This is a genomic window from Rhodanobacter sp. PCA2, from assembly GCF_013620825.1.
In the GTDB taxonomy this organism is placed as follows: domain Bacteria; phylum Pseudomonadota; class Gammaproteobacteria; order Xanthomonadales; family Rhodanobacteraceae; genus Rhodanobacter_A.
In genome coordinates, this window is the sequence record NZ_NJIC01000035.1 from 1 (window position 1) to 10,971 (window position 10,971).

Consider the following 10,971-nt stretch of genomic DNA (forward strand, 5'->3'; position numbering starts at 1 on the left):
AACCCGAATAGCGCATTCGCCCCCTCTCCCCGGAGGGGAGAGGGGGCGAATGCGCTATTCGGGTTCGCCATGCCGGACTTCGGCGCAACCCTCATCGTCGTGGCCCAGTGAGTATTCATCTTCAGAAGGGCATCCACCGGGAATTGAAGAAGCGCGACAGCCAGCCCTGGGTGTTGGCGTCGGCCAGACTGCCGCGGCCGGTATAGGCGATCTTGGCGTCGGCGACGCGGGTGGACGCCACGGTGTTGTCCTGGCCGATGTCCTGCGGGCGCACGATGCCGGCGATGCGCACCAGCTCCTGCCCCTGGTTGATGGTCAGCAGCTTCTCGCCGCGCACCAGCAGGTTGCCGTTGCCCAGGCGCTGGACCACGGTGACAGTGATGTTGCCGCTGAGCTGGTTGCTCTGGCTGCTGGAGCCACCGCCGTCGAAGCTGCGCTCGCCATCGGTGCCGAAGCCGACCGGGTTGCCGTGGAAGCTGGCTGTCTTGCCGAACAAGGTGGGCGCGCCGATCTTGCTCTTGTCGGTCTTGCTGGTGCTGGTGTTGGATTTCTTCACCGCCTGGGTGTTCTCCACCAGCACGATGGTGAGGATGTCGCCAGTGCGATGCGCGCGCGGGTCGGTGAACAGCTCCATGCCTTGTTCGTCGTGATAGATCGCGCCGTCGGCCGCCGGCGCGGCGGCGGCGGCCACCGGCGCGGTGGCCGCCCATTGCGCATCGTCGCGCGGCGGCAGCGCGGTGCAGGCCGCCAGCATGGCCGGCGCAAGCGCGGCGACAAGGCGCGGGAAAAGCACGGTGATGCGCACGGGTCGGCCTCAGGTCTTGTTGGTGATGGTCTGCAGCATGCCGTCCGCGGCGCTGATCGCCTTGGAGTTCATCTCGTAGGTGCGCTGGGTCTGGATCATGTCCACCATCGCCTCCACCACGTTGACGTTGGAGGACTCCAGCGCACCCTGCAGCAAGGTGCCCATGCCGTTCAGGCCGGCTTGGCCGGTCTGCGGAGTGCCGCTGGAGGCGGTCTCCAGGTACAGGTTCTGGCCCGTGGACTGCAGGCCCGCAGGATTGACGAAATCGGCGAGCTGCAACGAGCCTACCTGCACCGGCGCGGCCTGTCCCGGCACGGTGGCGCTGATCGTGCCGTCGTTGCCGATGGTGATGCTCTGCACGCCTTGCGGCAGGGTGATCGCCGGTTCGATCGGGTAGCCGTCGCCGGTGACGATCTGGCCGTTCGCGTCGGTGTGCAGCGAGCCGTCGCGGGTGTAGGCAGTGGTGCCGTCGGGCATGCTCACCTGCAGGAAGCCGCGGCCCTGGATGGCCACGTCCAGCGAGTTGCCGGTCTGGCTGACCGCGCCCTGGGTGAATAGCTTCTCGTTCGCCACCACGCGCACGCCGGTGCCCATCAGCAGGCCCGAGGGCGACTGCGTCTGCTCGGTGGTCTGCGCGCCGGGCTGACCCAGGTTCTGGTACATCAAGTCCTGGAACGCGGGGCGCGAGGACTTGAAGCCGGTGGTGCTCGCGTTGGCCAGATTGTTGGAGATGGCGTCGAGGCGCGTCTGCTGCGCGTCGAGGCCGGTCTTGGCGATCCAGAGGGAGGAGAACATGCGTGGCTCCGCTAGCGGTGTCGGGTTCAGTTCGCCTGCAGCAGCTTCAGGCTGGCGTCGGCGTTGTCTTCGCTGGTCTTGATCGAGCGCACCTGCATCTCGTACTGGCGCGACAGCCCGATCATCCGCACCAGCTCGGTGGAGGGATTGACGTTGCTGCCTTCCAGCGCCTGCGACGCCAGCTGCACGCCGGGGTCGGCATCGGCGGTGGCGCCGCCGGCCAGGTGCAGCAAGCCGTCGGCCTCCTTGGCGAGTTGCGCGGGATCGGGGTTGACCAGCTTGATGCGGTCGATCTGGGTGAGCGTGTTCGGCCCCTGCCCCAGCGGCACGCTGGAAATGGTGCCGTCGTTGCCGATCACGATCTGCGCGCTGTCGGGGACGCTGACCGGGCCGCCGTTGCCGATCACCGGGTTGCCGGCTGCGTCGGTGAGCGTGCCGTCGGCGGTGAGCTGCAGGTTGCCGGCGCGCGTGTAGGCCTCGCTGCCGTCCGGCGCCTGCACCGCGATCCAGCCCGTGCCGCGCACCGCCACGTCCAGTGCGCGGCCGGTCTGCTGCAGCGCGCCCTGGCTGTCGTCGCGGCCCAGGCTCTGCGCCACCGCGTTGATCCGGGTGGGGCTGCCCGGGCCCAGTACCGGCAGGCCGCGGAATGCGTCCAGCTCGCTCTTGAAGCCGGTGGTGGTGGCGTTGGCCAGGTTGTGGCTCACCACATCCTGGGCCCGCATGATCTGCGTGGCCCCGGTCATGGCGATGTAGACGGAACGGTCCATGGCGACTGATCCCGGGGCGCTCAGCGCGAGACGGCGTTGAACAGCGTGCTGGCCAGCGTGTTGTCGGTGGACAGCACCTGCGCGTTGGCCTGGTAGTTGCGCTGCGCCTGGATCATGTTGACCAGTTGCTGGGTGGTGTCGGAGGTGTTGGATTCCTCCAGCGCGCCTGACTGGATGGTGCCGTACTGGCCGCTGGCGGCCGTGCCCATCACCGCGGTGCCGGAGTCGGTACTGGACATCCAGCTGGCGCTGCCGAGCTGGCGCAGTCCCTGCAGGTTCTGGAAGTTCGCCATCGCCAGCTGGCCGATCTTGCTGCTCTGGCCGTTGGAGTAGTTCGCGGTGACGATGCCCGCATTGTCGATGTCGATCGAGGACAGCGCGCCGGCGGTGTAGCCGTCCTGGCTGATCGTGCCGGCGGCATAGCCGGTGCCGTACTGGGTGGTCTTGGCGAAGTTGATCGACAGCGTCTGCGGATTTGCGCCGTTGCCGTAGTCCACCGCGGCGAAGCTGGCGATGCCGTTGCCCGGCGCGGCGAGCGCGCCCGAGGCGTCGAAGCCGAGGTTCTGGGTGCCGGCGGCGTGGCCGTCCACGTACAGGTTCACGTTCCAAGTGTTGGTGTCGGTCTTCACGTAGTAGGCGGTGGCCTGGTGCGAGGAGCCCAGGCTGTCGTACACGGTGAACGTGGTGGACTGGTTGAACGTGGCCGGGTTGGTCGGATCGAAGGTCAGCGTCGGCACGGTGGCGTCCGCTGGCAGGTTGGACGAAACCACCACCGCGGTGCTGGGCTTGGCCGAGCTCTGCGCGGTGACCAGGTTCAGGTTGGTGAGCGTGCTGGTGTCAAAACCGTTGCTGACGCTGCTGTAGGGATAGACCTGCAGCTTGTCGTTGTCCTGGGTCACCACGTTGCCAGCCGGATCCTGGTGGAACGCGCCGGCGCGGGTGTAGGCGTAGCCGTTGCCGGTGTTGACCACGAAGAAGCCGTTGCCGCTGATCGCGAGATCGAGGCTGTTGCCGGTGGTCTGGATGTCGCCCTGGGCGAACTGCTGCGCCACGCTGGTCAGGCGCGTGCCGCTGCCCACCGCGGTGGCGCTGAGGTTGATGCCGGTCACCGCGTAGATGTCCGCGAACTCCGCGCGCGAGCCCTTGAAGCCGGCGGTGTTCGCGTTCGCGATGTTGTTGGCGATCACGTTGAGATCGGACTGGGCGCCTTTGATGCCGCTGAGTGCCTGGTTGAGTGCCATGGATGGTTCCTCGCTGGAAGGTTGGTTGTCGGCGATCAGTTGATCTGCGCGATCGCGCTGAGCGGCACGCCGCCCACGCCGCTTACCTGTACATACGTACCCACATCGCTGCCGCCGTAGCCCACACCACTGACCGTGCCGTCGACATAAGTGGAGAGCGCGCTGCCGCCCACATCGGCGGCCGTCACGCCGTACTCGCCCGGGGGCAGCGGCTTGCCGTCGTCGTCCATGCCGTCCCAGTCGAAGCGGGCCAGGCCCGCCGATTGCGTGCCCAGATCCAGCGTGCGGACCACGTGGCCGGTGCCGTCCTTGATCACGACCTGCACATTGGCAGTGGCTCCGGTGACGCCCACCGCGCCGTTCATCGCGCTGCCGGCGTAACTGAGGTTGGCCGACGGCACCAGCACGTGGCGCCCCACCAGCCCGACCGAGCCCAGCACCTGCGAGGACTGCAGCGAGCTCGTGATCTGGCCGGAGAGGTTGTTGACGCTGGTGTTGAGGTCCTGCATCGAAGCGAGCTGGCTGAACTGCGCCAGCTGTGAGACGAACTGGGAATTGTCCATCGGGTTGGTCGGGTCCTGCGCCTGCAACTGGGTGGTGAGCAGCTTCAGGAAGTCGGCCTGATTCATCGTGCTGCCGAGGGCCGCGCCGGCCGCGTTCGAGGCATTGCCGGCACCGGGGATGGTGTTCACGCTGGTGGTCATGGCGGCAGCCTCACTGACCCAGGGTCAGGGTCTTGAGCATCAGTTGCTTGGCGCTGTTCATCACCTCGACGTTGTTCTGGTACGAACGCGACGCCGAGATCATGTTGACCAGCTCGTCCACCGGATTCACGTTGCTGGCATAGACATAGCCGTCCGCGTTGGCCAGCGGGTTGCCCGGCTCGTAGCGCTGCGCGATCGCGGCCTGGCTCTCGGTGATGCCCAGCACCTGCACGCCCTTGCTTGCCACTGCATCGCGGCTTTCGCCGGCCGCCTGCTGCCCGTGCACGGCGGCGAACAGCGGCTCGCGTGCGCGGTAGGCGCCCTCGGGCGTGGCGGACACGCTTTCCGCGTTGGCGAGGTTGCTGGCCACGGTGTTGAGCCGCAGCGACTGCGCGGCCATGCCGGAACCGGCCACATTGAAGATGGAAAAGAGCGACATCAGCTCTGCCCTCCGGAGATGGCGGTGCGCAGCATGCGGATCTGCGCGGTGATGAAGGAAAGACTGGCCTGGTAGTGCACGCTGTTGCCGGCGAAGTCGGCCTGCTCGACCTGCGCGTCGACGGTATTGCCGTCCATGCTGGGCTGCGTGGGCACGCGGTAGGCCAGCGCCGCGAAGCCCTGCCCCGCGGCTGGTCCGTCGCCGATCTGCCCGGCCGCGGGCGCCTGCAGCGGCAGGTTGCCGTCGCCATTGCCGCCGGCCGCGGCCAGCGCCTTGCGGAAGTCGATGTCGCGCGCGAGATAGCCGGGCGTGTCGGCATTGGCCAGGTTGTTGGCCAGCACGTCGGCACGGCGCTGCCACAGATCCAGCGCCTGGGTGTGGATGCCGAACGGGTTTTGCGTGATGGGACTCATCGGTGGCTCCGCGTGCGATTGCCGCAGGTAGCCGGAAGCAATTTGCATGCCACCACGCCGGAACCCTTGCCACGACTGGCCTGGCAGGCTTCGTGCCGCAGCGCCGTACAGGCGGCGCCACGGCGGAGTCGGATTGTTGACGCGCCGCGGGGCTGCGCCGTCAGTCGGCCAGCGCTTCCGCCGGCAATAGTTCCAGCACGGCCTGCGCCAGCAGCTCCGGCTGGAACTTGGCGATGAAGCGGTCCGCCTTGACCTCCCTCACCATCGCCTCATTGAAGACGCCGCTGAGCGAGCTGTGCAGCAGCACCTTCAGGCGGCACAGCTCGGGCGCCCCGCGGATCGCACGGGTCAGCGCATAGCCGTCCAGGCGCGGCATCTCGATGTCGGAGACCACCAGCCTGACGCCATCGGCCGGATCGGCAGCGGCCAGCTCGTGCAGGCGTTCCAGTGCTTCGCGGCCATCCTGCGCCACCACGCACTCGATCTCCATCTGCCTGAACAATTCGACCAGGCGACGGCGCGCGATCAGCGAATCGTCCACCACCATCACCCGCCGCGGCGCCAGCGCATACGCACCGGCCAGGCGTTGCATCTGCATCGAGAGCCCGGCCGGCGCCGCATCGATGCCGGCCAGCACCTGCTCCACATCCACCACCGCCAGCAGCGCGCCATCCACGCGGGTCACCGCATTCACCAGCGCGCCGAAGCCCAGCGTGGTGGCCGGCGCTTCCAACCGGGCGCCGTCGCACTGCACCATGCGCTGCAGGTCGGCGACCAGGAAACCCTGCACCGAACGGCTGAACTCGGTGACCATCAGGTGCGCCGAGCCCACGTCGCGCAACGGCGGATAGCCCAGCGCAGCGGCCAGATCGATGACCGGAATGGTCTGCCCGCGATAGTCGCAGCTGCCAGCCAGCAAGGCATGCACGCCCGGCAGACGCTCCAGCGGCGGACGGCGCATCACCTCGCGCACCTTGAACACGTTGATGCCGAACAGCTGCGCATCGCCAAGCCGGAACAGCAGCATGGCCACGCGATTGTGGCCGGCGAGCCGGGTGTGTTGCTCCACCTTTTCCAGCAGCGTGCCACCCATGCGGATTCCTCGCAAATGACGCGCCGTCGCAGCGGCCATATGCGAACGCTATCGACCGCAACGCCTCATGCTTGAGCCGGACGGTGGCACGCGGATTGCTTTCTCAAGCCGCGGCGGTTTTGGACGATGCAGTCCCCCGTATGCCCCGCCGCCATTCGACAAAGGTGATGTCCGTCCCATGAGCCTGATCTGGAATCAGCATCTCGTCGCGTTGGTGGAAGCCGCTGCAGCCGGCGACGAGGCGCGCCTGGCCGCACTGCGACGCCGGTACCCGCGCTCCGCGCGGGCGCTGGCGCCGCTGCTGGCGCGCGCCGCCAGCCGGCCGCCCGCGGCGGTGGCGCTGCAGGCGGTGGAGCAGCAGAGCCTGGTGCTGGCTGCGGTACAGCAACTTGCGCGCGAACAGTCGGCATTCGACCAGGCGGCGGCCGATGGCCGCGGCAACGTCGATCGCTTGACGGATGGCTGCGCCGGCATCTCGACGGCCCTGCAACAGGTGGGCGCCGAACTTGAACAGGCCAGCCACGCCAGCCAGGCCGGCAGCGGCCAGGTCAGCGAGCTGGACGGTCAGCTGCGGTTGCTGCGCAGCGTGCTGGCGGCGATGAACCGCAACCAGAGCAAGCTGGCCGAGCAGGTGGAGCAGATCCGCAGGCTCACCTCCACCGTGCAGGACATCGCCCACCAGACCAACCTGGTGGCGCTGAACGCCGCGATCGAGGCTGCCCGCGCCGGCGAGGCCGGCCGCGGCTTCGCCGTGGTCGCCGACGAGGTCAAGCAACTGGCGGAAAAAACCGCCCTCACCACTGCCGAGATCGAGGGCGTCACCGGCTCGATCGGCGACTTTTCCACCCAACTGGATGGCGACGTGCGGCACAGCCTGCAGCAGTTGGAGCGCGCCCAGGCGGGTGCGTCACGGTCGGGCGCCTCCCTCGATGGAGGCAACCAGGCGCTGCACGCGGCCTGCGTGCGCGTCCGCAAGCTGCAGCAGAACCACGACGCCCAGCACGTGCGCGCCACCGGCGTGCAGGCGGCGCTGGGCGCGCTGCAACGCCGCGCCGGCGAGGCACGCCGCCAGTCCGATGCGTTGCAGCGCGCCGCACTGCTCGCCCACCGGCTGGGCCTGGACTGGCTGGAGGGCGTCAGCGGCAACGATGCAGGCAGCCTCAGCCTGACCGTGCGCGAAGCCTCCCTCAACCTGCGCCAGGCAGCCGAACTGGCCCTGCTCGAACCGGCAGCGCTGGATCGCCGCTGGTTCGACACCCACGCGATCCGCCGCAGCGTGCAGCGGCTGGGCGCGCTGCATCCGGCGCATCCGGCCAGCACCGAACTCGCGGGCACCGGCGCCCAGCTGTGCGAACAGGGGGATCGTTTTATCGCACTGCTGTGCGACGGCGAGGCCACACAGGCGGCGGTATTGGCGCAGCAGCTCGAACGCGCTCGCGAGGCCTTGCTGGGGCAGCTCGACCAACTGCTGGCGGACGCGTGAGCGCCCGGCGCGCCAGCATTGCCATCGCGTGGCTGGGCCTGACGTGGCCGGGCCCCAGCCTCGCCGCGCTGCCGTCGCCCGACGCCGTGCGCGCCGCCGCCGAGCAGGCGGTGCACGTCCGTTTTGATCTGCCAGGCAGCCGCGTGGTAGTCCAAGCCCTGCCGCTGGATCCACGCCTGCGGCTGGCGCCCTGCACGCTGCCGCTGCGCGCCACGCTTGCCGATGCCGCCCGCCCCGTGTCCCGCCTGAGTGTCCCCGTGCATTGCCCCCAATCCGACGGCTGGACCGTGCGCGTGCAGGTGCAGTTGCAACTGTTCCGTGCGGTGCTGGTGAGCAGCCGGCCGTTGCTGCGCGGCGACGGACTGGATCAGGCGGACGTACGCGCCGAGCAGCGCGACGTGACCCGGCTCGGCTACGGCTACCTCGACCACCTCGACCAGGCGGCGGGGCGCACCCTCGCGCGCGCGCTGCCGGAAGGCAGCGTACTCACTCTCGCCGCGCTGGGTGGCCGGCGCATGGTGCGCGCAGGCGATCGCGTGCAGGTGGTGGCCCAGCAGGGCGACATCGTGGTGCGCGCCGTCGGCATCGCGCTGGGCAGCGGCGACAATGGCGCCCGCCTGCGCGTGCGCAACGAGGGCTCGGGCAAGGTGGTCGACACGATGGTCCAGGCTCCCGGCATGGTGCTGGCGCTGCCCTGAATGCCCACGATACCTTCCACACCCCATTCCAGGCCCCTAAAGTTTTCGCGCATCGGGCCGACTCCCTACCCACAGGGCCACTCCGCAGCGAGAACGGACGCATGAGCACGACCATTTCTAACAACGGCTTGCCGAAACTCCCGCAGGTTGCCAGCCAGCCGGGCAACGGTGCGGCGGCGGAATCATCCGCCGGGGTCCTCGCTTCGGAGGCTGCGCCCACCCGGGCCGACGACCAGCTCAAGCTGACCGACTCGGCCAAGGCGCTGCAGCAAGCCGCCCGCACCGACGCCACTCCGGTGGACTCGCAGCGGGTGGAACGCGTGCGCCAGGCGCTGGCCGACGGCAGCTACAAGATCGATGCCAACCGTATTGCGGATCGCCTGCTCGCCATGGAGCGGCAGCTCGGCGGCGTGGACAAGTCATGAACCGGCCTCTGCGCCAAGAGTTCGCGGAGGCCCTTGCCACGGTGCAGGGCGAAATGCGCCAGGGACTGGAACAACTCGCGCAGGTGCTCGAAGCCGAACGCACGGCTCTGGAGGGCGGCGACATGGCGGCGCTGGACCAAGCCGGCACGCGCAAGCAGGCATTGATGCAGCAACTCGAACAACTGGATGCGGAGCGCTGCCTGCTGGCGCGTGAACAACCACAGGTACCTGACCCGGCCTGGGACACGATCGTGCTGTCCTTGCAACATTGCCATCGCCTCAACCAGCGCAACGGCAGCATCGTCAGCCAGCACCTGCAGCGGGTGCGCCAGGCGCTCGCGGTCCTGACCGGAACGGACGGCGACAGCAGTTACTACGACCGCAGCGGCGAACTGCATGCCGACGCGCGTTCCCGGCCGCTGGCAGCTGCGTGATGCCGAGTTGAGCCCTTCCCGCATTTACTGGAGCAACTCCGGCGAGCCGTCTGCTGCGGCCCGCTTCAACGTCAAACGCGACGCCGGATCGATCATGACCCCCTCGAGCCACTCCGCCTCTGCCGCCCTCAAGCCTCCGGCCCCCGAAGGCATTACCCCGCCACTGCCAGTGCTGCGCGTGCCTCTGCTCAACCGCGAGCGCGAGCTGTTCGGCTACGAGATCCTGTTCCATCGCGAAAGCGGCGACGAGCCGATGCTGCTGCAGAGCGTGCTGGGAATGATCACCGATGGCGCGTTGACCCGCCTGGTGCGCAGCAACCGCGCTTTCCTGAACCTCCCGGCCGAATTGCTTCCGGAAGACGCCGACGTGCTGCTGCACCAGCCGCGACTGGGCGTGGTGCTGCAACCGCACGTGGCCGAGGATGCGGCGCTGATGAAACGCCTGCAGTCGATGGCACAGCGCGGTTGCCAGTTCATGCTGGACGTGGGCGTCCAGGATCTCGAGCAGGGCCGGCCGTTCGAAACCCTGCTCCACATGGTGCAACTGGTGCGGCTCGATGCCGCCCGCTTGGCGCCGGAGCTGCTGACGCAGCGCGCCGCGTATCTGCACGCGCGCGGGTTGCACGTGGTGGCTGGCAAGGTCAACGACCATTCCACCTACGAACGCTGCCTGACGCTGCCGATCGAGGCGGTCCAGGGGCGTCATCTGCTGGTCCCGCAACCGGTTGCCGTCCCCGTGCTGACCGCCAACCGCCTGAGCATGCTGCGCCTGATGAGCGTTCTGCACGAAAGCAACCCGGGGCCGGTCGAACTGGGCAACATCATCCGGGACGACGCCGTGCTCAGCTACAAGCTGCTGAGCTGCGTCAACTCGGCCTATTTCGCGTTGCCGCGGCAGCTTAAGTCGGTGCAGCAGGCGGCGATCTTCTTCGGCGTCACCCGCATGCGCAACTGGGTCGACACCATGGCGATGTGCAGCATGGACGATCGGCCACCGGAGCTCCTGCGCGCCGCGCTGATCCGCGCGCACATGTGCGAGGACCTGGCCAAGGGCATGCCGCAAGAGCAGGTCGAGATGGCATTCACCGTCGGCCTGTTCTCGCTGCTGGACACCTTGATGTGCGCGCCGCTGGATTTCCTGCTGCCGCAACTGCGCCTGGCCCCGGAGATCTGCGACTCGCTGACCGGTCGGAACGGCCCGTTCACTCCGATCCTGCAGCAGGTTCTCGCCTGGGAAGCCAACGAACTGGCAAGCGCCCAGGTACCCCCGCAGCGCATCCAGCGCCTGGCCGCCAGCTACCTGAATGCCACCCAGTGGGCCGATCAGGTCTACGCCAGCACCAGCGGAAAAAGCACGCAGTAATCGGATTCATGCGCAAGGCCGCGAGTATTCCCGCGGTCCGGAGTGCATTGGATGACCGCTGGGCCGCGCGCCACGGACTGCAGAGCAGTGCGCGCCGCCGATCTGCCACGTCAAGCCTTCATGACTGTGCCCATAGCGATGACGCCGAGCAGGCCATCATGCTCACTATCAGACCCCGTGGCGTCGCCGTGGCCCCGGGCCGCGTTGCATACCCGGCACTCACGACGAACTTCCAAAAGCAAACGCCCTCACCGGGATCGGTGAGGGCGTTCGAGGGATAAAGCCCCTGGCGGTGACCTACTCTTGCATGC

The 10,971-nt window shown here is 68.3% G+C and carries 13 protein-coding genes; 5 read left to right on the forward strand and 8 right to left on the reverse strand.

Annotated elements, in window-relative coordinates:
* Positions 1-121: 121 nt before the first annotated feature.
* The 8 genes from flgH to PCA_RS11980 form a co-directional block, all read right to left on the reverse strand.
* Entirely contained in the window at positions 122-799 is a 678-nt protein-coding gene (gene flgH / locus PCA_RS11945; RefSeq protein WP_181302856.1) for a flagellar basal body L-ring protein FlgH, read from the reverse strand.
* Between the two features lie 15 nt (positions 800-814).
* Positions 815-1,600 (reverse strand): flagellar basal-body rod protein FlgG, encoded by a 786-nt coding sequence (flgG, locus tag PCA_RS11950; protein ID WP_181302845.1) that lies wholly within the window; start codon positions 1,598-1,600, stop codon positions 815-817.
* A 26-nt stretch (positions 1,601-1,626) separates the two neighbouring features.
* Entirely contained in the window at positions 1,627-2,367 is a 741-nt protein-coding gene (flgF, locus tag PCA_RS11955; protein ID WP_181302846.1) for a flagellar basal-body rod protein FlgF, read from the reverse strand.
* Positions 2,368-2,387: 20 nt separating this feature from the next.
* Positions 2,388-3,608 carry a flagellar hook protein FlgE gene (gene flgE, locus PCA_RS11960; RefSeq protein WP_181302847.1) on the reverse strand — a complete coding sequence of 407 codons (1,221 nt, stop codon included), beginning with the start codon at positions 3,606-3,608 and terminating at the stop codon, positions 2,388-2,390.
* A gap of 35 nt (positions 3,609-3,643) precedes the next feature.
* On the reverse strand, positions 3,644-4,312 hold the full coding sequence (locus PCA_RS11965) for a flagellar hook capping FlgD N-terminal domain-containing protein (protein ID WP_181302848.1): 669 nt from the start codon (positions 4,310-4,312) through the stop codon (positions 3,644-3,646).
* A gap of 10 nt (positions 4,313-4,322) precedes the next feature.
* On the reverse strand, positions 4,323-4,751 hold the full coding sequence (gene flgC / locus PCA_RS11970; protein WP_181302849.1) for a flagellar basal body rod protein FlgC: 429 nt from the start codon (positions 4,749-4,751) through the stop codon (positions 4,323-4,325).
* Positions 4,751-5,164 (reverse strand): flagellar basal body rod protein FlgB, encoded by a 414-nt coding sequence (flgB, locus tag PCA_RS11975; RefSeq protein WP_181302850.1) that lies wholly within the window; start codon positions 5,162-5,164, stop codon positions 4,751-4,753. The genes flgC and flgB overlap by 1 nt, the downstream gene beginning before the upstream one ends.
* A 160-nt stretch (positions 5,165-5,324) precedes the next feature.
* Positions 5,325-6,257 (reverse strand): chemotaxis protein, encoded by a 933-nt coding sequence (locus tag PCA_RS11980; protein WP_181302851.1) that lies wholly within the window; start codon positions 6,255-6,257, stop codon positions 5,325-5,327.
* A 178-nt stretch (positions 6,258-6,435) separates the two neighbouring features.
* Between PCA_RS11980 and PCA_RS11985 the strand changes: the two genes are divergently transcribed.
* The 5 genes from PCA_RS11985 (at position 6,436) to PCA_RS12005 (ending at position 10,660) form a co-directional block, all read left to right on the forward strand.
* Positions 6,436-7,740: a methyl-accepting chemotaxis protein gene (locus PCA_RS11985; protein ID WP_181302852.1), complete on the forward strand. Its 1,305-nt coding sequence runs from the start codon at positions 6,436-6,438 to the stop codon at positions 7,738-7,740.
* Complete coding sequence (flgA, locus tag PCA_RS11990; protein WP_181302853.1) at positions 7,737-8,438, forward strand: flagellar basal body P-ring formation chaperone FlgA; 702 nt, start codon at positions 7,737-7,739, stop codon at positions 8,436-8,438. The genes PCA_RS11985 and flgA overlap by 4 nt, the downstream gene beginning before the upstream one ends.
* A gap of 101 nt (positions 8,439-8,539) precedes the next feature.
* Positions 8,540-8,863 (forward strand): flagellar biosynthesis anti-sigma factor FlgM, encoded by a 324-nt coding sequence (gene flgM, locus PCA_RS11995; protein ID WP_181302854.1) that lies wholly within the window; start codon positions 8,540-8,542, stop codon positions 8,861-8,863.
* On the forward strand, positions 8,860-9,297 hold the full coding sequence (locus PCA_RS12000) for a flagellar protein FlgN (protein ID WP_181302855.1): 438 nt from the start codon (positions 8,860-8,862) through the stop codon (positions 9,295-9,297). Before flgM ends, PCA_RS12000 begins: the two co-directional genes overlap by 4 nt.
* On the forward strand, positions 9,260-10,660 hold the full coding sequence (locus PCA_RS12005; protein WP_255436819.1) for an HDOD domain-containing protein: 1,401 nt from the start codon (positions 9,260-9,262) through the stop codon (positions 10,658-10,660). The genes PCA_RS12000 and PCA_RS12005 overlap by 38 nt, the downstream gene beginning before the upstream one ends.
* The last annotated feature ends 311 nt before the right edge of the window (positions 10,661-10,971 follow it).

Bases quoted from the DNA above. Each gene is read 5' to 3' on its own strand.
- flgG (WP_181302845.1), bottom strand. From the start codon at position 1,600: ATGTTCTCCTCCCTCTGGATCGCCAAGACCGGCCTCGACGCGCAGCAG.
- flgF (WP_181302846.1), bottom strand. From the start codon at position 2,367: ATGGACCGTTCCGTCTACATCGCCATGACCGGGGCCACGCAGATCATG.
- flgE (WP_181302847.1), bottom strand. From the start codon at position 3,608: ATGGCACTCAACCAGGCACTCAGCGGCATCAAAGGCGCCCAGTCCGAT.
- PCA_RS11965 (WP_181302848.1), bottom strand. From the start codon at position 4,312: ATGACCACCAGCGTGAACACCATCCCCGGTGCCGGCAATGCCTCGAAC.
- flgC (WP_181302849.1), bottom strand. From the start codon at position 4,751: ATGTCGCTCTTTTCCATCTTCAATGTGGCCGGTTCCGGCATGGCCGCG.
- flgB (WP_181302850.1), bottom strand. From the start codon at position 5,164: ATGAGTCCCATCACGCAAAACCCGTTCGGCATCCACACCCAGGCGCTG.
- PCA_RS11980 (WP_181302851.1), bottom strand. From the start codon at position 6,257: ATGGGTGGCACGCTGCTGGAAAAGGTGGAGCAACACACCCGGCTCGCC.
- PCA_RS11985 (WP_181302852.1), top strand. From the start codon at position 6,436: ATGAGCCTGATCTGGAATCAGCATCTCGTCGCGTTGGTGGAAGCCGCT.
- flgM (WP_181302854.1), top strand. From the start codon at position 8,540: ATGAGCACGACCATTTCTAACAACGGCTTGCCGAAACTCCCGCAGGTT.
- PCA_RS12000 (WP_181302855.1), top strand. From the start codon at position 8,860: ATGAACCGGCCTCTGCGCCAAGAGTTCGCGGAGGCCCTTGCCACGGTG.
- PCA_RS12005 (WP_255436819.1), top strand. From the start codon at position 9,260: ATGCCGACGCGCGTTCCCGGCCGCTGGCAGCTGCGTGATGCCGAGTTG.